The organism is Halothiobacillus diazotrophicus (genome assembly GCF_001663815.1).
GTDB classification, from domain to species: Bacteria; Pseudomonadota; Gammaproteobacteria; order Halothiobacillales; family Halothiobacillaceae; genus Halothiobacillus; species Halothiobacillus diazotrophicus.
The window spans coordinates 2460533-2481312 of the sequence record NZ_CP016027.1; the positions used below are offsets into that span (position 1 = coordinate 2460533).

The window sequence follows — 20780 nt, forward strand, 5'->3', positions numbered from 1 at the left end:
AGATGTTACGGCAATTTGCCGTGATGGGCAAGTCCGTTTCGGCCAAATGGTGTCGATGCGTGGAGTCGGGGGCAGATTTGCTATGATCGATGCCCTCCATTCTACACACAAATACGCGTATCAGGTTTCTCATGACTCAAACCACTCCAGGCACGTCCGCGGGCGCCAAGCGGCCCATTGTCCTTTCGGGTATCCAGCCTTCCGGTCAATTGTTGATCAGTCATTATGTCGGTGCCATGCGCAATTGGGTGGCGATGCAGGAGACTCATGACTCCCTTTTTATGCTGGTCGATCTGCATGCCATTACCGTCCGTCAGGATCCGGCCGTGTTTCGCGCCCGCTGCTACGACTTTGTCGCGCTGTACCTCGCCTGTGGTCTGGATCCCGAGAAGAACACCATTTTCGTTCAGTCCCATGTGCCGGCGCATGCCGAGCTGGGCTGGATTCTGAACTGTTATGCGCATATGGGCGAATTGGAGCGCATGACCCAGTTCAAGGACAAGTCGACGCGCCCGGATGCCAGCATCAATGTCGGTCTCTTCGACTACCCGGTCCTGATGGCGGCCGATATCCTTCTGTATCAGGCGACGCACGTGCCGGTCGGTGCCGACCAGAAGCAGCACCTGGAACTGACCCGTGATCTGGCGATCCGCTTCAACCATATCTATGGCGATGTGTTCACGGTGCCGGAGCCGTTCATTCCCGAAACGGGCGCGCGCATCATGTCGTTGCAGGATCCGACCAAGAAGATGTCCAAGTCCGATCCCAGTGAAGCGAGCTACATCGGATTGCTGGACGATCCCAAGGCGATCCTCAAGAAATTCAAGCGCGCGGTCACCGATTCCGATACGGCCATCCGCTTCGATCCCACGGAAAAGCCCGGTGTGTCGAACCTGCTGACACTGCTCTCAATCTTCTCCGGCGAATCGATTCCGGCGCTCGAGGCGCGTCTGGATGGTCAGGGGTATGGCACGCTCAAAGTGCAGACGGGCGAGGCCGTCATCGCGTTCCTGGCGCCCATTCAGGAGCGATTCCAGGCGCTGCGTGCCGATGAGGCGACCCTGGACCGCATCCTGGCCGACGGGGCCGAAAAGGCCCGTGCCCGTGCGGAACCGACTCTGCAGCGCGTATTCGATGCCCATGGCTTCCTGCCCCGGCGTTGAGCCGCGCCCGCTCATGAAAGACTGGTTCCGATGAACGATCCGGCGTCACCGCTTTCACTGGATCCCGCCCTGCTGGCCGTCTTTTCCGCGGCACAGATCCGTGCGCATGAAGCAGCCATCTTTGCGCGCGGCACGGATGGCTACACGCTGATGGATCGGGCCGGCGCGTCACTGCTCGCGGCTTTGCGCTCGCAATGGCCCGAGGCTCGGCACATTGCGGTCGTGGTCGGGGTGGGGCAGAACGCCGGAGACGGTCTGGTGGTCGCCCGGCGCGCTGTCGAAGCCGGGCTTTGCGTCGACTTGTTCGGTTGGCAGGATCCCGCCGACTGGTCGGGTGCCGCCGCGCAGGCCTGGCAGGCATTGCGGCAGGCCGTGCCGGATATCCGGATTCGAAATGATTCTGCCGGGCTTTCGACGGCAGAAGTGATCGTCGATGCCCTGTTCGGTATCGGGCTCAATCGTCCGATCGACGGGCCCGCCGCCGCATGGATCGCCGCCATTAACGCGGCACGACACGCCGGAGCATGGGTCATCGCCGCCGATTTGCCTTCGGGATTGTTGGCGGATACCGGTCAGGTGCTGAACGACTGCGCGGTGCATGCCGATCTGACGGTCAGTTTCCTGGGATTCAAGCCGGGGCTGTTCACCGGGCGGGGGCCGGCGCTTGCCGGGCGTCTGCACCTGGCCTTGCTCGGGCAGGCCATGCCGGATGGCGCGCCGATGGCAACGCTTCTGTTCGACGCGGCGCCGTTGCCGCCCAAACCCCGCGATGGCCACAAAGGCACGTTCGGCACCGTGCTGGTGGTCGGCGGCAATCGCGGCATGGGCGGCGCGGCTCGTATGGCCGGTGAATCTGCGCTTCGCCTCGGCGCGGGGAAGGTGATTCTTGCGGTTCATCCTGAGCAGGTGATCGGCATGAACGCCGGGCGGCCGGAACTGATGGTGCACGGGGTTGACGGTGTGGCTGCCCTGATTTCCCTGATGTCCCTCGCGGATGCCGTCGTTCTGGGGCCGGGGCTGGGCCAGGATGACTGGGCGCAGACTTTGGCGTTGGCGGCATTGGCGTTTGACGGGCCGATGATCGTCGACGCCGACGGATTGCGATTTCTGTCTCCGGTCGATTCATTGGTCGATCCACGCGCGCAATCCACGGTGCTCACGCCGCATCCGGCGGAAGCGGGACGATTGCTGAACTGTTCGACGGCGGATGTACAGGCCGATCGATTTGCCGCGGCACGCGCCTTGCAGGCCCGATTTGGTGGAGCGGTTCTGCTCAAGGGCGCGGGCAGCGTCCTCGCCCTTCGGGATGGCCTGAAGCTCTGTGGTCGGGGTGATCCGGCGCTCGCCACGGCGGGTACGGGCGACATCCTCTCCGGCATGGTCGGCGCACTGCTGGCCATGGGGTTCGATGCGGACGAAGCGCTTGGTCGGGCCGTCTGCTGGCATGCGATCGCGGGGGAAATCGAGGCCACAGCCTCGGGGTCATGGGGGATGGCTGCTTCAGATCTCTTGGGTCCGATCCGGGCCTTGGCCAATGCACAGTTGAGCGGTGCGAATGAGCGGTTGCCATGGCTGCTGAATTGACGCCTGCAGCAAGTGCGCCGTGGGTATTGGCCGGGCAGGACGAAGCGGCGGTTTCCCGTTTGGCCCAGGCTCTGGCCCAGACCGCGCCCGGCCACGGGTTGGTGTTTCTCGAGGGGGATCTGGGTGCCGGAAAAACCACGTTCACACGCGCCTTTCTGCGCGCTCTGGGTGTGACAGGTCCGGTGCGCAGCCCGACCTATACCCTGATCGAACCCTATGATCTGGAAGAATGCGCGGATTCTGCGCGCGGAGCGGACGCCGCCGTTGCCCCGTGCCGGGTGCTTCATCTCGATCTTTATCGGTTGGGGTCGCCCGAAGAGCTGGATTATCTCGGTCTGCGGGATGAGTTCGGGCAGGCGCTGATCCTGGTCGAGTGGCCTGCGTGCGCGGGCGACGAGTTGCCCCCGCCGGATATTGAAATCCGTCTTTCCGTTGATGCGTTTGCTGGGGTGGATCGTCGACAAGTGACCGTGCGTCCGCGGACGCCTTCGGGAACCCGGTGGTTTCAGGCTTGCCAAAGCCGGTATGGCGAATAAGGAGGCAGTAAAATGGATCAGGCCGTGATGCTCTGGGGATTGGTGTTCGGGTCGGTCGGGCTCGGGTTTCTGGTTTATGCCCGTCGGCGTCGCGCGATTGTCCCCCTGGTCGTGGGAATTGCGCTCACCATCTACCCCTTCTTCGTCACCAACGTCTATGCCCTGGTGCTTATCGGTCTTGGTTTATCGACCTTGCCGTATTTCATTCGCCTTTGATTGTTCCTTGATCCCGCTCAAATCCCACCGGTTCCCACTTTCGAACCGCCTGTGTTGCATTGCCGCAAAAACACAACATATAGTGTTTTCTCCAGTTTTTTAGCCCGATATGCGGCAAATTTTTTTGGATATTTTTCTTTAGAATTCGGCGCTATCTAATTAAAAATGTTGAAAAAAAATTATTCTTGTTCAGAATGTATCTCAAGCATGGCCCGCCTTGAGTGCGGCGTCTGCGTTGTGATGAATCTGTTCGTGAGGGTCAAATTATGTTTGATAATTCCTCGAATCCTTGGGATCGCCGGAAGTTTCTGGGTGCCGTTCTGGGCACGAGTACGGCGGTGTTCGGACTGGTGGCGCCGGAGAAGGTTCTTGCGGCGCGCGTGATCAATGCCGTGCAAACCACGCGCCAGCCGGATTACACGCGTTATGTATTTAAGGTGAACGGCCCCCTGGACTACAAGACGTTCAGCCTCGACAATCCCCCACGGGTGGTTGTCGATCTCACGCAGACTCAGATGAGCCAGATCGAGATTCCGCCGGCGCCCGCCGGTTCCGTGGTCAGCGATCTGCGGGTCGGTATTCACAATGGGTACGACCTGCGGCTGGTGTTCGACATGAAGGCGGCAGTCAAGCCGCGCATGCTGCTGTTGCCGCCGAGCGACGGACAGGGCTACCGTTTCGTGGTCGATCTGCCGCACGACAAGGCAGCGACTCTGGTGGCGCGCGACGCGGCCGATCCGGATAGCAAGCCGCGAATCCAGACACAGCAGACCTTCCGGGATATCGTGATTGCGATCGATCCGGGCCATGGTGGCAAGGACCCCGGGGCGATCGGCCGTCGGGGGACCAAGGAAAAACATATCGCGCTCGATATCGGACGGCGGTTGCAGGCCATGGTGGCGGCGACTCCCGGACTCAAGCCCGTCATGACGCGCGACTCCGATCGTTACATCCACCTGCGGGGGCGTACCGCCATCGCCCGCCGCGCCAAGGCGGATCTGTTCGTTTCCGTGCATTCCGACGCATTCCGGGTGACTTCCGCACGGGGTGCCTCCGTTTTCTGTCTGAGTCAGGGCGGGGCCACCTCCGAGGCGGCGCGCTGGATGGCCAATCGGGAAAACGAGGCGGATTTCGTGGGCGGCGCATCCATTGCCGATCACGACCAGGATGTGGCTTCCGTATTGCTCGATCTCTCGCAGACCAAGACGCTGGAGAACAGTCTGGATTTCGGGCATCGCGTGCTGTCGCAGATCGGCGACGTCACCGATCTGCACTCCAAGCGCGTGCAGCAGGCCGGTTTCGTCGTGCTCAAGTCGCCGGATATCCCCTCGATTTTGGTGGAAAGCGCGTTCATCAGTAATCCGACCGAGGAGGCGCGCCTGCGTACCGCGGCGTATCAGAACGAAATCGCCCGGTCGATTCTGGCCGGCGTGAACACCTATTATGCCGAGCGGGCGCCCGAAGGTACGCGGTACGCCATGCTCTGAGCAACCCGGCGCTGCGTGCGCCGCCATTTGTATTCGGAACGATCGCGGGGGAAAATACGCTTTTGCCCCGCGAAATCCCGATGTCCTCGATAGCCGTACTTCCCCCCACACTCGTGAATCAGATCGCCGCCGGCGAGGTGGTGGAGCGCCCGGCCAGCGTCGTCAAGGAACTCGTCGAAAATGCCCTCGATGCCGGCGGTCGGCGGATCGTCGTGCAGATCGAGGAGGGCGGTTCGCGCTTGATTTCCGTGCGCGACGATGGTCGGGGCATGGACGATACCGATCTGCCGCTGGCGCTGACGGCCCATGCCACCAGCAAGATCCGCTCTCTGGATGACCTTGAGGCCGTTCAGAGCATGGGGTTTCGTGGTGAGGCTTTGGCCAGCATCGCTTCGATCGCCCGGGTGACCTTGACCTCTTGCACCGCCAATGCGCCGCACGGCTGGACGCTCAGCAACGAAGTGGACGTCACCGCCTGCAAGCCGGCGGCGCACCCTCAGGGCACGACGGTGCTCGTTCGTGACCTGTTCTACCAGACGCCGGCCCGGCGCAAGTTCCTGCGTACCGAACGGACCGAGTTCGGCCAGATCGACCAACTCATGCGGCGATTCGCGCTGGCCCATCCGACGGTCGGCTTTACCCTGGAGCACAATGGGCGCCGATTGTTCGATCTGCCGCCTATCGGGCCGGATCAACTTTCCGAGCAGTTTCCGGCCCGCATCGCCCAGATGCTGGGCGAGGATTTCCTGACGCGCGCCCGCTTCATCGATTCCACGGCTTCCGGACTCGGTCTGACCGGCTGGGTGGCCGATCCGAGTTATGCGCGCTCCTCGACGGATCAGCAGCTGTTCTTCGTCAATGGTCGGATCGTGCGGGACCGGCTGATCGGTTTCGCAATCCGTCGCGCCTATGCCGACGTGCTGCACCATGCGCGCCAGCCTGCCTACGTCCTGTCGCTGAATCTCGACCCGCGGCACGTCGACGTCAACGTCCATCCCACCAAGGCCGAGGTGCGATTCCGGGATGGACGGGCCGTGCAGGATTTCCTGTTCCGCGAGATTCATCGTGCCCTGGCCGTGGGCGCCGATCCCGGGGTGGGCGACGCGGCGGCGTTCGGTGCCGGTGCGTCATCGGGAGAACTGCGTTCTTCCGGCTCGGCCGGTGCGCCACCGTCGAGGTCGATGCCGGACCGTGCCCTCGCTTCGGCGCCTCGCGTCCAGGGGTATCTCGATCTGCTCTCCGCTGCCGCCGAACCGGTGTCGAATCCTGTTATGGTCCCCTCGGCATCGGCAACCACCCTGGCTTTCGGGGGCGTGACCGAATCCGAGCCGGCAGAAATCCCGCCGCTGGGGTTTTCCCTGGCCCATCTGCACGGGGTGTATATCCTGGCCCAGAACGCCCAGGGTTTGATCATCGTCGATGCCCACGCGGCGGCGGAGCGGGTGACCTACGAACGTCTGAAAACCGCTTATGCCGGCCGGCAGATGGTGCTTCAGCCCCTGTTGCTGCCCGTGACTTTCGGTGTTACCGAGGCAGAGGCCGACCGGTTCGAGGCTTTTGCATCGGCCTTCGCCCGCATGGGCGTGGCCCTGTCGCGCATTGCACCGACCCGGATTCGCGTCACGGCGCTCGCGGCGCTCCTGCGCGGTGCGGACGCCGAATCCCTGGCGCGGGACATGCTGGCCGCCGTCGAGGACGACGAGTTGTTGCCGGATGCGGAAAATCCCGTGATGACCGAGCGGATCAATGCGGTGCTTTCCCGGATGGCCTGCCATGGGTCGGTGCGTGCCAACCGCATTCTGACCCGACCGGAAATGGATGCCCTGTTGCGCGACATGGAGCGCACGGAGCGCGCCGATCAGTGCAATCACGGTCGACCGACCTGGCGGCAGTTGAGCATGACGGATCTCGATCGCCTGTTCATGCGGGGGCAATGATGAGCGAGAACGGGGTGACCCAGTGCGCCGAGAAGTCTCCCGTGATCGCCCTGCTGGGCCCTACAGCTTCGGGCAAGACCTCCACCGCACTCGAATTGGCGGCGCATCTGCCCGTGTCGCTCATCAGCGTGGATTCCGTGATGATCTATCGCGGGATGGATATCGGCTCAGCCAAACCTGCGCCCGCCGTGCTGGCCGAGTTTCCCCACGAACTCGTGGATATCTGCGATCCATCCGAATCGTATTCGGTCAGTAACTTCTGCCACGATGCCCTGGCGGCAATTGATCGTGCCGATGCGGCGGGTCGTGTACCGCTCCTGGTGGGGGGCACGATGATGTACTTCCAGGCGCTGCTGGATGGGCTTTCGACCCTGCCATCGACCGATCCCGACATCCGTGCCGCCGTTCAGGCGGAGGCCGAACGCCTGGGCTGGTCGGCTCTTCATGCGCAGTTGCAACAGGTCGACCCGGAAGTGGCGGCTCGGGTTCATCCCAACGACCCGCAACGGATCGGTCGGGCCCTGGAGGTGTTCCACGCGACGGGCAAGCCCTTGAGTCGGTGGCAGCGGGAGAATCCCCCCCGATCCCCGCTCGGCGACCGAATCGTGCATCGGTTCGGTCTCTGGCCCGCCTCGCGGGCCCATGCCCGCGAAGCCATGGCCGAGCGATTCGACATGATGCTGGCGGACGGGTTGTTGGACGAAGTGCGCCGATTGAAGGATCGCGGGGATCTGGATCCGGGCATGCCGTCGATCCGGGCGGTGGGGTATCGTCAGGTCTGGGATTACCTGGATGGCGTCACGGACTTCGACCGGATGCGCTTTCTGGCGATCACCGCGACGCGTCAGCTGGCCAAGCGCCAGATTACCTGGATGCGCGGTCAGTCGACCACCCGGTTTTATCCGACCGAACAGCGGGACGAACTGCTCGCGCAAATGCAGCGAATCGTCGCTCAGGCGGAACTTGCATCCCCCGGTTAAATCCAAGGGCGGCCGACATGACGGCAGTCTGTGGCTGCGACATCTTGAAATTTCAGGATTCGGGCCCAAATCCCAACGGTCGTGATACGCTAAACGCTAATACGCTGAGCAGCGTGCACACAATACTGTGAATGCGACCTGTTCCCGGACGATCAGGAGTGATCTGCCGCTCGGCGTGCCACTACGTGCGCATCGGAAGCTGCCAACTACATTACAAACGAGGAAAAATGCGATGGCAAAAGCTCAATCACTACAGGAACCCTATCTGAATGCCCTGCGCCGCGAGCATGTGCCCGTGTCCATCTATCTGCGCAACGGGATCAAGCTGCAGGGGCAGATCGACTCCTTCGACAATTTCGTGGTGCTGCTGAAAAACAACGTCAGTCAGCTCGTCTACAAGCATGCCATCAGCACGATCGTGCCCACGCGCGAAATCCATATCGATTTTGACGAAGAGGGCGACGCCGCCAAACCCGCTCAGTCGGGAGACGATGGTCACTGATGCAATTCTTTGAACGGCACGAGGGCGGCGAGCGCGCGGTCCTGCTGCACGTCGTCTCCCGGCAGGCGAGTCGTGCCGAAGATCTTGACGAATTCCGTGAATTGCTGCGCTCGGCGGGCGCCGAGGTCGTCGGTGAGTGTCTTGCCAGCCGCGAGTCTCCGGACCCGCGTCTCTATATCGGCAAGGGCAAGGCCGAGGAGCTCGCGGCACTGGTGGGCGAATCGGAAGCCGATCTCGTTGTCGTCAACGCCCAGTTGTCTCCTTCCCAGGAACGAAACCTCGAGGCCCTGCTCAAATGCCGGGTGATCGATCGTACCGGTCTGATTCTCGATATTTTCTCCCAGCGCGCCCGATCCCATGAGGGTAAGTTGCAGGTCGAGCTGGCCCAGCTGACGCACCTGTCCACCCGGCTGGTACGGGGCTGGACCCACCTCGAGCGTCAGCGCGGGGGCTCCATCGGTCTGCGTGGGCCCGGGGAAACCCAGCTCGAGATGGACCGACGTCTCATTCATGAGCGAATCAAGCAGCTGAAAGAGCGCATCCTCAAGGTCCGCCGTCAGCGCCACGAGGGGCGAAAGGGACGACAGCGCTCGGAAATTCCCACGGTTTCCCTGGTGGGCTACACCAACGCCGGAAAATCGACCCTGTTCAATGCCCTGACGACCGCCGGCACCTATGCGGCGAATCAGCTGTTCGCCACGCTGGATACCACGTTGCGGCGCGTCGATCTGGCCGTCGGCCAGCCGATGGTGCTGGCCGATACGGTCGGGTTCATCCGCCATCTGCCCCACGAGCTGGTGACGGCCTTCCGCTCCACGTTGGAGGAAACCCTCGAGGCGGATCTGCTGATCCATGTGGTGGATGCCTCCAGTGAAGAGCGCGATCGGCAGATGGCGGATGTGGAAAAAGTGCTCGAGGAAATCGGTGCCGATTCGCTCCCGCGACTCACGGTGATGAACAAGATCGATCAGCTGGCGCAGAGCGTAGCCCAGGTCGATGTCAACGAACAGGGTGCTCCCGAGCGCGTCTGGGTGTCCGCGAAGACAGGCGAAGGCATGGACGATCTTCGCCAGGCGTTGCTGAGTCGGCTGGCGCCCGCCAAGATAGCCGTATCGATCTTTCTGCCGGTCTCCGAGGCGGGTATCCGTGCCCGTCTGCTCAATGAAGGACTCATCGTCCGAGAGGCATGGTCCGAGGACGAATCCCGACCGGGGTGGCGTCTCGATCTGGTTCTGACGGACGGCAAGTGGGCGCAATGGAAAAAGCATTTCCCGCAGTTAGGCGACTATCAGATCCCCCCGGTCGTGCTGCCGGATACCCCGGTCGTTTTGCCGGGTGCGCTTGCGGCAGATGGGCTCCATCACTAAACTTACGTGTCTTTTTTTGAAACCTGTCCAATCGGTTCCCCCGATTATCCCCGGAGTAGTGCCCATGGCCTGGAATGAACCCGGCGGTGGCAAGGATAACGATCCTTGGTCCAATCCCCGCCGTGGCGGCAAGCCGCCCAATATCGACGATGCGATCGAACGTCTACAGAAGAAATTCGGCGGCGCCATGGGTGGCGCGGGCGGCGGAAAGGCCCTGGCAGGGATTGCCGTTCTGGCGTTTGCCGCCTGGATGTTCTCCGGGGTCTACACCATTGATGCCGGTCAGCGCGGTATCGTGCTGCAGTTCGGTAAATACACCGAAACGACGGGGGCAGGGCCGCACTGGCATCTGCCTTACCCGATCGCGTCGGTGGTCAAGGTGAACGTGGATGAGTTTCGCGACAAGCAGCTGAAGATGTCTTCGCTGACCAACGACGAGAACATCGTCGAGGTCAAGATCAGCAGTCAGTTCGTGATCAACGATCCGGTCAAGTACCTGTTCAACGTTCGCGATCCAGACGGCACACTGTCCGACGTCATGCAGAGCGCGATCCGCGAAGTGGTCGGCTCCAAGAAGATGGACTACGTCCTGACGGAAGGGCGAAGCGAGATCGCCAGTCTCGTGCGCGATCGGATGCAGGATCTGCTTAACGGCTACGACACCGGTCTGAAGGTGCAGTCGGTCAACCTGCAGGACATTCAGCCGCCGGAAGCCGTTCAACCCGCCTTTGAGGATGCGATTCGCGCCCGCGAGGACGAGCAACGCTATATCAGCGAGGCCTCGGCGTATGCCAATCAGGTCGTGCCGCGCGCGCGCGGCGATGCCGCCCAGATCGACGAGCAGGCCAAGGGCTATCAGTCCAAGGTGATCAATGCAGCATTGGGTGAGGCGGCACGGTTCGAGTTGCTGCTGAAATCCTATCGACTGGCGCCCGAGCTGACGCGAGAGCGCATGTACCTCGATGCCATGGGGGATATCTTGAGCAAGAACCGGAGCGTGATTCTCGATTCCGGCAAATCCAACAACGTGTTCTATCTGCCGTTGGGCGACCGGACTTCTGCTGCCAGCAAGAAGCCGGTGAAACCGGTCACGCCGGCGGACAATGCCATTCTGCCGCTGCCTTCCCTGCCGTCCCCGGACGATACGTCGCTCTCGCGCAGTACCGTGACCAACGATAGCCGCAGCGATCTGCGTACGAGGAGCGCGCCATGAACATCATCAATCGCGTGATTCTGCCCGTTGTCGTGGTGGCGGTGTTCCTCCTGTCGACCGCCACCTTCCAGGTCAAACAGTATCAGACGGCGCTGGAATTCCGCCTGGGCGAGATTGTCCAGGAGGGCTTCGATCCCGGTCTGCACTTCAAGATTCCGTTCATCAACAGCGTCCGCCTGTTCGACAAGCGCGTCCTGACGATGACTTCGCAGCCCGAGCGCTTCCTGACCAGCGAAAAGAAGAACCTGATCGTCGACTACTACATCAAGTGGCGCATCGTGAATCCGGCCGATTTCTACCGCGCGACGCGTGGCGAGGAGCGGATCGCGATGAACCGGATGGATCAGATTGTCCGGGACAGCATGAAAAGTCAGATTTCAAGCCTGACGCTGAACGAGGTGGTCTCCGGGGATCGCGATCTGTTCATGCGCCATGTGATCGATGTCACGAACAAGGACATCCATGGCCTGGGCATCGAGATCACGGACGTCCGCATCATGCAGATCGAGCTGCCGCAGGAAGTCCGCAAGTCGGTGTATGCCCGGATGGAGAAAGAGCGTTTTGCCGTGGCCCAGTCGATACGCTCGCGCGGCGAGGAGCAGGCCAAGAAGATCACCGCCGATGCGGACCGTCAACGCGAGGTGATTCTGGCCGAAGCGAACCGTCAGGCGGCCAAGATTCGCGGCGAGGGGGATGCCCAGGCCGCCAAGACCTACGCCGAGGCCTACACGGCTGATCCCGGCTTCTTCGACTTCTACCGGAGTCTCGAAGCCTACAAGAAGGCCTTCGATCAGGGGGACAGCACGTTCGTCCTGAATCCGGATACCCCGTTCTTCCAGTATTTCCGTGCGCCGGGGCAGCCGGGCGCTGCCGAGTCGGGACACGGGGGATCGGCAGCCAAGCACTGATCCCGGCAGCACAGGCCCGTTTCAGGAGTCGGACGTTTGGATCATCTTTGGTTGCAGGTCATCGGGCTGGTCTTGATCGTCGAGGCCTTGTTGCCGTTCATCAGCCCCCGTCGTTACCGGGCGATGGCCTTGCAGATGGCCAGTACGCCGGACGGTGTGCTGCGTTCGATCGCGCTGGTCGCCTTGCTTGCGGGCGTCGTCCTGCTGAGCCTGGCGCACCGTTAATTATGTATTCGTATTGTCAGACGGGGTCGGGCCCCGTCGCTGAATAGGATTTTTTCATGTCGCACAAAACCTCGCGCTGGGCCCTGCCGGCCGGTATCGACGAGCTGTTGCCAGACCAGACGCGCCGCATCGAGCGCTTGCGCGCCGTGCTGCTCCGCCGCTTCGAAGTCGCCGGTTATGATCTGGTTGTCCCGCCGCTGGTCGAGTTTGTCGACTCCCTGCTCGTGGGCGCTGGAGAGGCTCTGACGCTGGATACGCTCAAGATGACCGACGGGCTGACTGGTCGCCAGTTGGGTCTGCGGGCGGACATGACGCCCCAGATCGCCCGGATCGATGCGCACAGCATGAAGACCGAAGCTGAGCGGCGGCTTTGCTATATCGGCACGGTCGTACGGGCGCGTCCCGACGGGTTTGGCGGTAGTCGTACCCCGATGCAGCTCGGTGCCGAGCTTTATGGGGTTGCGGAGGTCGAGGGTGATCTGGAAATCATCACGCTGATGCTCGATCTCCTGCAGACGGCTGGCGTGGATGCGCTGGTGCTCGATCTGGGGCACGTCGATCTGTTTGGCGAGTTGGCTGCGGCAGCCGGTTTGAGCGAGCATGCCGAAGACGCCGTGCGCGATGCGCTGCAGCGCAAGGCGGCAACCGAGATGGACGGCCTTCTTGCCGATCTGGACCTGGCGACGGAATACCGCCAGGGCTTGCTCGCGTTGTGCGACCTGCACGGCGCCTGGGCGGAAACACTGGCCGAGGCCGAGGCGCGTTTGCGTCCGGTGCTCAACGAGGCGATGAAGCAGGCATTGGCCCGGTTGCGTATGATCGCCGAGCTCATCGAACGCCGTTTCCCCGTCGTCACGGTATTGATCGATCTTTCCGAGCTGCACGGTTATCACTATCAGACCGGTCTCGTATTTGCGGCCTATGTTGAGGGGCTCGGTCGAGAAATTGCGCGCGGCGGTCGTTACGACGACATCGGCGAGGCTTTCGGACGCGCCCGCCCGGCAACCGGCTTCTCGACGGATGTGCGCGACCTTTTGCGATTCTTCACGGCGGATGCGCCGGCACCGGTCGCCATCTATGCGCCGGCCCGTTATGACGACGAGGCATTGATGCGCGAGGTGGCGCGTCTGAGGGCTGAAGGCCGACGGGTGGTCATGACGAATCGTCCTCCGGAGGGCGCTGCGGCCAGGTTGGTCCCGGGCACCGAGGCAACACAGAATTTATGGCAGTTAGTGGGTGATACCAATCATGGGTAGAAGTGTTGTTGTGCTCGGATCCCAGTGGGGGGACGAGGGCAAGGGGAAGATCGTCGATCTTCTGACGGAGTCCGCGCAGGCGGTCGTCCGCTATCAGGGCGGGCATAATGCCGGCCATACGCTGGTCATTGAGGGCAAGAAAACCGTCCTGCACCTCATCCCGTCGGGCGTGTTGCGCGAGAATGTCCTGTGCCTGATCGGCAACGGCGTCGTGTTGTCTCCCGATGCGTTGATCAAGGAGATGACTCAGCTCGAGGCGAGTGGCGTGCCGGCGCGCGAACGCCTGATGCTTTCGGAAGCCTGCCCGCTGATCCTGCCCTATCATGTGGCTTTGGACCAGGCACGCGAACAGGCGCGCGGGGCCGCCAAGATCGGTACCACGGGCCGGGGAATCGGTCCGGCTTACGAGGACAAGGTGGCGCGCCGGGCGATTCGCCTGGAGGATGTCTTCCACCGCGAGCGTCTGGCATCGAAGCTGGGCGAGGTGCTGGACTACCACAATTTCGTCCTGCGCAATTACTTCCACACCGATACCGTCGACTTCCAGCAGGTGCTGGATGAGGTACTGGCGCAGGCCGAGATCCTGGCGCCGATGGTCGGTGATGTGCCGGCGCGTCTGGCGGAGATGAAGCGGGCCGGGGCAAACCTGATGTTCGAAGGGGCCCAGGGCACGCTTCTGGATATCGACCACGGCACCTATCCCTATGTCACCTCGTCCAATACCACGGCCGGCGGTGCATCGACCGGATCGGGCATTGGCCCTCTGGGGCTGGATTACGTGCTCGGCATCACCAAGGCGTACACGACCCGCGTGGGTGCTGGCCCGTTCCCGACGGAGCTTGAATACGACGCGGCGCTGGATGTGGGTGACTCGGTGGGTAAGCATCTCGGCACCCGGGGCAAGGAGTTCGGCGCGACGACCGGTCGTCAGCGTCGTTGCGGCTGGTTCGATGCCGTGGCACTGCGCCGGGCCGTCGAGATCAACAGTATTTCCGGTCTGTGCCTGACCAAGCTCGACGTGCTGGATGGTATCGACAAGATCAGTATCTGCGTCGGCTATGAACTGGATGGTCAACCGGTCAGCACGGCGCCGCTCAGTGCGGAAACCTATGCGCGCTGCGTGCCGGTCTACGAGGAAATGCCGGGTTGGCAGACGTCGACGGTGGGTGTGCGCAGTCTGGAAGGCTTGCCGGAAAACGCCCGGCAATACATCCGCCGTATCGAGGAGCTCGCCGGTGTTCCGGTCGACATCATTTCCACTGGACCGGATCGGGACGAGACCATCGTTCTGCGTGATCCCTACGACGCCTGATTTTGGCGTACCGTGCCGGTTCCCCTCGATGGGCGTGCCGCACGGCTGAGTGGTGGACTTTCCACCACGGAATTTCGACGTTGTTTGAATCTTTTTTCAAGCAACGCTTTATTTTTGTAAAAACTTGCGTAAAATCACGCGCCTTGAATTTTGAAAAGGCGCGGTGTGGTTTTTCGTCCGCCCCCTTGAAACAGGATAAATGACACATGGTATCGATCCGTTTAGCTCGCAGTGGCGCCAAGAAGCGCCCGTTCTACCACCTGGTGGTCACCGACAAGCGTAACGCGCGTGACAGCGGTGCATATATCGAGCGTGTTGGTTTCTTCAACCCGGTGGCCCGCGGTGCGGAAGTTCGTCTGCAGGTCAATCTGGAGCGTTTGGAGCACTGGGTTGGCCAGGGCGCGCAGCCGAGCGATCGCGTGGCTGCCCTCTTGCGTGAAAACAGCAAGCAGGCCGCGGCTGTCTAATACCCCGTGACGGGTTCGCTTGCCATGGATGCCTGCCCGGAAGATCCGGTCGTTGTCGGTGAAATCGGGCGGGCCTATGGCGTGAAGGGGTGGTTCTGGGTGACCTCCCATACCCGGCCCGAGGATGGGATCCAGCGTTACACGCGTTGGTATCTCGATTCGGATTCGGCGACGAATCCAGGGCGCTGGGTGAACGTTGCGCGCTATTCCCCGCAAAGCAAGGGGATCGTGGCCAAGTTGCAGGGGATCGATGATCGAACCCAGGCGGAAGCACTGACCGGCATGCGGATCACGGTGGCTGCGAGCGATCTGCCCAAGGCAGGCAAGGGCGAATATTTCTGGCGCGATCTGGTCGGGTGCCGGGTCGTGCATGTGGATGGACAGGATTTTGGTGTCGTTGAGGATCTGATCGAGACGGGCGCCAACGATGTGCTGGTCGTTCAGGGTGATCGGGAGCGTTTGATCCCGTTCATCCCGGATCAGGTTCTGGTAATGATCGATCTGGACCAGCGCCGTATCCTGGTGGACTGGGATCCGGATTTCTAGACGACGAGCGTCTCGGGATGCACATCACGGTGGTCACCCTGTTTCCGGAGCTGGTGGCAGCGGTCGGCGAGAGCGGCATGCCGCGGGTGGCCATCGGGACGGGTGCCCTGACGGTGGATACGGTGTCGCCGCGCGACTTTGCCGTGAATCGGCACCGCACGGTCGATGATCGCCCCTTTGGCGGCGGTCCGGGAATGCTGATGATCCCCGAGACGCTGGCGGCGGCGATCACCGAAGCCAGGCGTCGCGCACCAGGCGCACGGGTGGTTCTGATGTCGCCTCAGGGGCGGCGGCTTGACCGGGCAGCGGTTCAGGCCTTCTCGGAAACGGCGGGTCTGATTCTGGTGTGCGGTCGGTATGAGGGCATCGATCAACGCGTGATCGATGCGATGGTCGACGAGCAGGTTTCGATCGGCGATTACGTGTTGTCGGGTGGCGAGTTGGGCGCCATGGTCGTGATCGACGCCGTGGCCAGACGACTGCCGGGTGTGCTGGGTGATGCGGCGTCCGTCGAGCAGGACTCCTTCGAGGAGGCCTTGCTCGACCACCCGCACTACACCCGGCCGGACAACTGGCGGGGGCAGGGTGTGCCGCCGGTACTGACGTCGGGCGATCATCGCGCGATCGATGACTGGCGCGAACGGCAGCGGTTGCGAGCAACCGCCGATGCACGGCCGGATCTTTTTTATCAGCGTGGCCTCGACGATCGAGCGCGCGCATTATTGACCGCAGAATGGCTTCATTCTGCCGCAACGAACGTTTAGTAGGTGGGTTAAGTTATGAGCAATATCATTCAGCAGATCGAAGCCGAGCAGATGACGCGCGACGTCCCGGCGTTCGGCCCCGGCGACACGGTCGTCGTTCAGGTCAAGGTGAAGGAAGGTGATCGCGAGCGTCTCCAGGCCTTCGAAGGTGTGGTGATTGCCAAGCGTAACCGCGGCCTGAACTCTGCCTTTACGGTACGCAAGATCTCCTATGGCGAAGGCCTGGAGCGTGTGTTCCAGACGTACAGCCCGGCAATCGCCTCCATTGAAGTGAAGCGTCGCGGCGACGTCCGTCGTGCGAAGCTGTACTATCTGCGCGGCCTGACCGGCAAGAAGGCCCGTATTCGCGAAAAGCTGGCCTGATCCATATCGGGCGTCGATCGGCCCTGCCGGTCACGCCCCCAGCGGGTGTCGATGCGACGAATCCGCAAGGCCCCCTCTTGAAAAACACCCCGGCGTCCACAAAACGCTGGGGTGTTTTTTTGCTTTTATCCTTCCCGACGGAGATGTTCATTCTATGAGCCAGCCTGAAACTCATGGTTTCCAAACCGAAGTCAAAGAACTGCTGCAGTTGATGATTCACTCGTTGTACTCCAATCCCGAGATATTTCTTCGGGAGTTGGTGTCCAACGCCTCTGATGCCTGCGACAAGCTGCGTTTCGAGGCGATTTCCGACGAAGCGCTTTACGAGGGGGACGAGTCCCTGCGGATTCGGGTGGAATTCGACGAAAACGCCAAGACGGTGACCATCAGCGACAACGGTATCGGCATGAACCGGGATGAGGTCATCCAGAATATCGGCACGATCGCCCGTTCCGGCACCAAGGCCTTCGTGCAGAAGCTGGGTCAGGATCAGTCCAAGGACCTTCAGCAGATTGGTCAGTTCGGGGTAGGTTTCTACTCCGCCTTCATCGTGGCCAAGGAAGTGGTGTTGACGACCCGCCGGGCCGGCACCGGCAAGGAGCACGGCATCCGCTGGACCTCGCAGGGCGAGGGCGAATACACCCTCGAGACCGTGGATGTGTCGGAGCGTGGGACGAAGATCGTCCTGCATCTGCGCGACGATCATCAGGATTTCGCCAATGACTGGCGCCTGCGCTCCGTGATCCGCAAGTATTCGGATCACATCACCTTCCCCGTCGAGATGCTGAAGCCGCAGACGCCACCGGCGCCGGACTCCGATAATGAGGAAACGGTGATCGATGCCCCGGTGTGGGAGCGGGTGAACGACGCGCAGGCACTCTGGGCGCGCCCGAAATCCGAGATCTCCGACGAGGAATACACCGAGTTCTACAAACATGTCGGTCACGACTGGGAGGCCCCCCTGGCGTGGTCGCACAACAAGGTGGAAGGCAAGACCGAGTACACCTCCTTGCTGTATCTGCCTGCACGTGCGCCGTTCGATCTCTGGGATCGCGAATCGAAGCAGGGCGTGAAGCTGTATGTGAAGCGCGTGTTCATCATGGACGACGCGGAAAAACTCATGCCGCGCTACCTGCGTTTTGTGCGCGGGGTGATCGATTCCGCCGACCTGCCGTTGAACGTGTCGCGGGAAATCCTCCAGTCCAACCGGATTCTCGATACGATCCGTCAGGGTTCCGTGAAGCGCGTACTGGGCATGCTGGAGCAGATGGCGACCAACGATGCCGAGAAGTATGCGAAATTCTGGTCCACCTTCGGTCAGGTGCTGAAGGAAGGTGTCGGCGAAGATTTCGGCAACCGCGAGCAGATTGCCGGTCTGTTGCGCTTCGCGTCCACCCAGGGCGGCAACGATACGCAAAACGTCAGCCTGGGCGACGCGATTGGCCGGATGCAGGAAGGTCAGGACGAGATCTACTACATCATCGCCGATTCCTATGCCGCCGCGATGGCGTCGCCGCATCTCGAGATTTTCCGTAAGAAAGGCATCGAGGTGTTGCTGTTGTGGGATCGGATCGACGAATGGCTGATGTCCCAGTTGACGGAATTCTCCGGCAAGAAGTTGAAGTCCGGCACCCGGGCCGAGTTGTCATTGGATGAGTCGACCGAGGCGGAGACGCCGGAGGCCAAGGAAACCCAGGATGCGCTGGTCGATCGCCTCAAGAAGGCGCTGTCCGATCAGGTGGACGATGTGCGTGTGTCCAAGCGTCTGGTGGATTCGCCCGCCTGTCTCGTGACCACGGAAGAGGAAATGAGTCTGCATCTTCAGCGTCTGCTGAAGGAAGCCGGGCAGCAGGCGCCTGTGGTCAAGCCGATTCTGGAGATCAATCCCGTGCATCGGTTGTTGCAGCGTGCGGCGGCCGAGCAGGATGAGGCGCGCTTCGAGGACGTGGCACGCGTCCTCCTCGGGCAGGCGATGCTGGCGGAAGGCGGGCATCTGAGTGATGCGGCAGATTTCGTGACGCGTCTGAATCGATTGTTGGCCTGATCAATCGCGCGTTGAGCGGAGTGACGGTCGCCGCTGCGTCAATGCAACGGCGACCGTTTCTTTTATCGGGGAATGGGGGCATCTCAAGCAGTGCTGGCAATTGTGCCCGGAATTTATTATTTTGCTTTGACGGGCTTATCATTAGCCGAATATCGATTGAGACGGGCTATGATTTTGTTCGGGTTTTGTACAATCGGCAAATTCAGGCATTCTTGTCCGAGGATGTCCGTGCGATAATCGGTTAATAATTTTGTCATGGGGTTGTGTCTTGGTTCACCAGCGAACGTTGAGAAATAGCATTCGTGCGACGGGCATCGGCCTGCATACTGGCGAGCAGGTGCGGTTGACCTTGCGCCCGGCTGCTCCGGATACCGGGATCATGTTTCACCGGGTCGATCTGGACGAACCGGTCGATATCGGCGGGCATGCCTTCAATGTCGGCGAAACCCAGCTGTCCACGACCCTCGTAAAGAATGGGACCCGGATTTCCACGGTGGAGCACCTCATGTCGGCCTTGGCCGGCCTGGGCATCGACAATTGTCATGTGGAGATCGATGGACCGGAAATGCCGATCATGGATGGCAGCGCCAGTCCCTTCGTGTTTCTGATCCAGTCCGCCGGTATCGAGGAGCAGGATGCGCCCAAGCAGTTCATCCGTATCCTCAAGCCGGTCGAGGTCGTCGACGGCGATCGCTGGGTGCGTTTCGATCCGCATGACGGTTTCCGAGTCGCCATGTCGATCGACTTCAACCACCCCGCGCTGGCGGATTCCGCACGGCTGGCCGAGATCGACTTTTCGTCCACGACCTTCGTCAAGGAGGTGGCTCGGGCGCGGACATTCGGTTTCATGCGCGATCTGGAAATGATGCGTCAACGCAATCTCGCCTTGGGGGGGAGCGTGGACAACGCCATCGTCGTCGGCGACTCGCACATCCTGAACGAGGACGGGTTGCGTTATGGCGACGAGTTCGTCAAGCACAAGATCCTGGATGCGATCGGCGATCTCTACCTGCTGGGGTGCAGCGTGATCGGCGCCTTCACCGGGCACAAGTCGGGGCATTACCTGAACAATCAGTTGCTGCGCACCCTGTTGGCCCAGGAGGATGCGTACGAGCGCATTACCTTCGAGCGGGAGGAAATGCCGCCGGTATCCTTTGCCCGTCCCGTGGCGCAAATGGCGAGTTGAACGCCCGCATCATCCTGCGAAAAAAGGCCCCGCTTTGGGGCCTTTTTTATGCTTCGTCCGAACGGGTTGATCGCTCGGACGATTCGTCGGCGGGGACGGTTGTGTGCCGGCGCTGGTTCCGCACTTGTGCGAGTCGCCGCATGGCCTCGGCAAGTTTCGGATCCGGTTCCGAGGCCGCCAGATTGAGCAATGCCTGCCGCGTCTCCGCATCAGGTGGTAGGCCGGGGCGCCGCAATTTTTTCAGGGGTGGCTCCGCGTTGATCCGGATCTCGATGCCGGTCAGTTTCGGGAGTCTCGGGTACGCCTGAGCGGCCAGATTGAGTTGGTTCAGCCACTGACCGGACTGGAACCGTGCCTGGGTGGCCAGGGATCCGTGATCCACGCCCAGTACCAGGGTGTCCGCGCGAAGATTGAGCACCTGCACCCGCCCGACAAGGTGATTGGGGAGTGACTCCTGCAGCAGCAGGTTGAACATCCGGATCAGCCCTGCGCGCTCGGCAATCGGTCGGATGGCGGGGAACTGGAAGGGTTTCATCGGGGTCGCATCCACAATTGTCGACGGGGTGATCCCAGTGTAACGGAGCGGGAACATTTCCGCGTTATAAGATCCGGTGGCCCGGGGAGCGATGCGGCGGGGTTCAACCGTTGTCGATCATCGCGTTCGAGGCCTGGGCTGCCGCGGAATCGGTTGTCTTCCCTACCAATTAAGGCGTATCTACCGTAC

Annotated in this window: 21 protein-coding genes; 20 read left to right on the forward strand and 1 reads right to left on the reverse strand. The window is 61.7% G+C overall.

All coding sequences use genetic code 11. From position 1 onward, the window contains the following. Positions 1-131 precede the first annotated feature (131 nt). The 20 genes from trpS to lpxC all read left to right on the forward strand — a co-directional run bounded on the left by trpS (position 132) and on the right by lpxC (position 20056). Entirely contained in the window at positions 132-1163 is a 1032-nt protein-coding gene (gene trpS / locus A9404_RS10970; protein WP_066101484.1) for a tryptophan--tRNA ligase, read from the forward strand. Between the two features lie 30 nt (positions 1164-1193). After that, a complete protein-coding gene (locus tag A9404_RS10975) occupies positions 1194-2747 on the forward strand; it encodes a bifunctional ADP-dependent NAD(P)H-hydrate dehydratase/NAD(P)H-hydrate epimerase (protein ID WP_066101487.1) in 1554 nt (517 codons plus the stop codon). Then, positions 2732-3283 carry a tRNA (adenosine(37)-N6)-threonylcarbamoyltransferase complex ATPase subunit type 1 TsaE gene (gene tsaE, locus A9404_RS10980; protein WP_082922922.1) on the forward strand — a complete coding sequence of 184 codons (552 nt, stop codon included), beginning with the start codon at positions 2732-2734 and terminating at the stop codon, positions 3281-3283. The genes A9404_RS10975 and tsaE overlap by 16 nt, the downstream gene beginning before the upstream one ends. Positions 3284-3295: 12 nt before the next feature. Beyond that, positions 3296-3499, forward strand: coding sequence for a hypothetical protein (locus tag A9404_RS10985; protein ID WP_066101492.1), 204 nt, complete (start codon positions 3296-3298; stop codon positions 3497-3499). Positions 3500-3765: 266 nt separating this feature from the next. Beyond that, entirely contained in the window at positions 3766-4986 is a 1221-nt protein-coding gene (locus A9404_RS10990; RefSeq protein WP_066101495.1) for an N-acetylmuramoyl-L-alanine amidase, read from the forward strand. Positions 4987-5066: 80 nt separating this feature from the next. Then, on the forward strand, positions 5067-6923 hold the full coding sequence (gene mutL / locus A9404_RS10995) for a DNA mismatch repair endonuclease MutL (RefSeq protein WP_156521314.1): 1857 nt from the start codon (positions 5067-5069) through the stop codon (positions 6921-6923). After that, positions 6920-7903: a tRNA (adenosine(37)-N6)-dimethylallyltransferase MiaA gene (gene miaA / locus A9404_RS11000; RefSeq protein WP_231880906.1), complete on the forward strand. Its 984-nt coding sequence runs from the start codon at positions 6920-6922 to the stop codon at positions 7901-7903. The genes mutL and miaA overlap by 4 nt, the downstream gene beginning before the upstream one ends. A gap of 232 nt (positions 7904-8135) precedes the next feature. Further along, complete coding sequence (gene hfq, locus A9404_RS11005) at positions 8136-8405, forward strand: RNA chaperone Hfq (RefSeq protein ID WP_066101502.1); 270 nt, start codon at positions 8136-8138, stop codon at positions 8403-8405. After that, entirely contained in the window at positions 8405-9772 is a 1368-nt protein-coding gene (hflX, locus tag A9404_RS11010; protein ID WP_082922923.1) for a ribosome rescue GTPase HflX, read from the forward strand. Before hfq ends, hflX begins: the two co-directional genes overlap by 1 nt. 64 nt (positions 9773-9836) lie before the next feature. Continuing rightward, a complete protein-coding gene (gene hflK, locus A9404_RS11015) occupies positions 9837-10985 on the forward strand; it encodes an FtsH protease activity modulator HflK (RefSeq protein WP_066101505.1) in 1149 nt (382 codons plus the stop codon). Beyond that, entirely contained in the window at positions 10982-11893 is a 912-nt protein-coding gene (hflC, locus tag A9404_RS11020) for a protease modulator HflC (RefSeq protein ID WP_066101508.1), read from the forward strand. The genes hflK and hflC overlap by 4 nt, the downstream gene beginning before the upstream one ends. A gap of 36 nt (positions 11894-11929) precedes the next feature. Beyond that, entirely contained in the window at positions 11930-12118 is a 189-nt protein-coding gene (locus A9404_RS11025) for a DUF2065 domain-containing protein (protein WP_066101511.1), read from the forward strand. Between the two features lie 56 nt (positions 12119-12174). Beyond that, positions 12175-13374 (forward strand): ATP phosphoribosyltransferase regulatory subunit, encoded by a 1200-nt coding sequence (locus tag A9404_RS11030; protein WP_066101513.1) that lies wholly within the window; start codon positions 12175-12177, stop codon positions 13372-13374. Further along, positions 13367-14686, forward strand: a complete 1320-nt coding sequence (locus A9404_RS11035) for an adenylosuccinate synthase (protein ID WP_066101516.1) — start codon at positions 13367-13369, stop codon at positions 14684-14686. Before A9404_RS11030 ends, A9404_RS11035 begins: the two co-directional genes overlap by 8 nt. Before the next feature lie 206 nt (positions 14687-14892). Then, positions 14893-15153 carry a 30S ribosomal protein S16 gene (gene rpsP, locus A9404_RS11040; protein WP_066101518.1) on the forward strand — a complete coding sequence of 87 codons (261 nt, stop codon included), beginning with the start codon at positions 14893-14895 and terminating at the stop codon, positions 15151-15153. A 6-nt stretch (positions 15154-15159) separates the two neighbouring features. Further along, positions 15160-15699, forward strand: coding sequence for a ribosome maturation factor RimM (gene rimM / locus A9404_RS11045; RefSeq protein ID WP_231880908.1), 540 nt, complete (start codon positions 15160-15162; stop codon positions 15697-15699). A 17-nt stretch (positions 15700-15716) separates the two neighbouring features. After that, a complete protein-coding gene (trmD, locus tag A9404_RS11050; protein WP_066101521.1) occupies positions 15717-16463 on the forward strand; it encodes a tRNA (guanosine(37)-N1)-methyltransferase TrmD in 747 nt (248 codons plus the stop codon). 15 nt (positions 16464-16478) lie between these two features. Next, entirely contained in the window at positions 16479-16826 is a 348-nt protein-coding gene (gene rplS, locus A9404_RS11055; RefSeq protein ID WP_066101524.1) for a 50S ribosomal protein L19, read from the forward strand. Positions 16827-16980: 154 nt separating this feature from the next. After that, positions 16981-18870 carry a molecular chaperone HtpG gene (gene htpG / locus A9404_RS11060; RefSeq protein ID WP_066101527.1) on the forward strand — a complete coding sequence of 630 codons (1890 nt, stop codon included), beginning with the start codon at positions 16981-16983 and terminating at the stop codon, positions 18868-18870. A gap of 268 nt (positions 18871-19138) precedes the next feature. After that, positions 19139-20056 (forward strand): UDP-3-O-acyl-N-acetylglucosamine deacetylase, encoded by a 918-nt coding sequence (gene lpxC / locus A9404_RS11065; RefSeq protein WP_066101529.1) that lies wholly within the window; start codon positions 19139-19141, stop codon positions 20054-20056. 46 nt (positions 20057-20102) lie between these two features. On the opposite strand, the gene A9404_RS11070 is transcribed toward lpxC, so the two are convergent. Beyond that, positions 20103-20591, reverse strand: coding sequence for a DciA family protein (locus tag A9404_RS11070; protein ID WP_066101533.1), 489 nt, complete (start codon positions 20589-20591; stop codon positions 20103-20105). Positions 20592-20780 lie beyond the last annotated feature (189 nt).

What these genes read in the sequence shown, in the direction of transcription:
- trpS (WP_066101484.1), top strand. Translation starts at nt 132, where the DNA reads ATGACTCAAACCACTCCAGGCACGTCCGCGGGCGCCAAGCGGCCCATT.
- A9404_RS10975 (WP_066101487.1), top strand. Translation starts at nt 1,194, where the DNA reads ATGAACGATCCGGCGTCACCGCTTTCACTGGATCCCGCCCTGCTGGCC.
- tsaE (WP_082922922.1), top strand. Translation starts at nt 2,732, where the DNA reads ATGGCTGCTGAATTGACGCCTGCAGCAAGTGCGCCGTGGGTATTGGCC.
- A9404_RS10985 (WP_066101492.1), top strand. Translation starts at nt 3,296, where the DNA reads ATGGATCAGGCCGTGATGCTCTGGGGATTGGTGTTCGGGTCGGTCGGG.
- A9404_RS10990 (WP_066101495.1), top strand. Translation starts at nt 3,766, where the DNA reads ATGTTTGATAATTCCTCGAATCCTTGGGATCGCCGGAAGTTTCTGGGT.
- mutL (WP_156521314.1), top strand. Translation starts at nt 5,067, where the DNA reads ATGTCCTCGATAGCCGTACTTCCCCCCACACTCGTGAATCAGATCGCC.
- miaA (WP_231880906.1), top strand. Translation starts at nt 6,920, where the DNA reads ATGATGAGCGAGAACGGGGTGACCCAGTGCGCCGAGAAGTCTCCCGTG.
- hfq (WP_066101502.1), top strand. Translation starts at nt 8,136, where the DNA reads ATGGCAAAAGCTCAATCACTACAGGAACCCTATCTGAATGCCCTGCGC.
- hflX (WP_082922923.1), top strand. Translation starts at nt 8,405, where the DNA reads ATGCAATTCTTTGAACGGCACGAGGGCGGCGAGCGCGCGGTCCTGCTG.
- hflK (WP_066101505.1), top strand. Translation starts at nt 9,837, where the DNA reads ATGGCCTGGAATGAACCCGGCGGTGGCAAGGATAACGATCCTTGGTCC.
- hflC (WP_066101508.1), top strand. Translation starts at nt 10,982, where the DNA reads ATGAACATCATCAATCGCGTGATTCTGCCCGTTGTCGTGGTGGCGGTG.
- A9404_RS11030 (WP_066101513.1), top strand. Translation starts at nt 12,175, where the DNA reads ATGTCGCACAAAACCTCGCGCTGGGCCCTGCCGGCCGGTATCGACGAG.
- A9404_RS11035 (WP_066101516.1), top strand. Translation starts at nt 13,367, where the DNA reads ATGGGTAGAAGTGTTGTTGTGCTCGGATCCCAGTGGGGGGACGAGGGC.
- rpsP (WP_066101518.1), top strand. Translation starts at nt 14,893, where the DNA reads ATGGTATCGATCCGTTTAGCTCGCAGTGGCGCCAAGAAGCGCCCGTTC.
- trmD (WP_066101521.1), top strand. Translation starts at nt 15,717, where the DNA reads ATGCACATCACGGTGGTCACCCTGTTTCCGGAGCTGGTGGCAGCGGTC.
- rplS (WP_066101524.1), top strand. Translation starts at nt 16,479, where the DNA reads ATGAGCAATATCATTCAGCAGATCGAAGCCGAGCAGATGACGCGCGAC.
- htpG (WP_066101527.1), top strand. Translation starts at nt 16,981, where the DNA reads ATGAGCCAGCCTGAAACTCATGGTTTCCAAACCGAAGTCAAAGAACTG.
- A9404_RS11070 (WP_066101533.1), bottom strand. Translation starts at nt 20,591, where the DNA reads ATGAAACCCTTCCAGTTCCCCGCCATCCGACCGATTGCCGAGCGCGCA.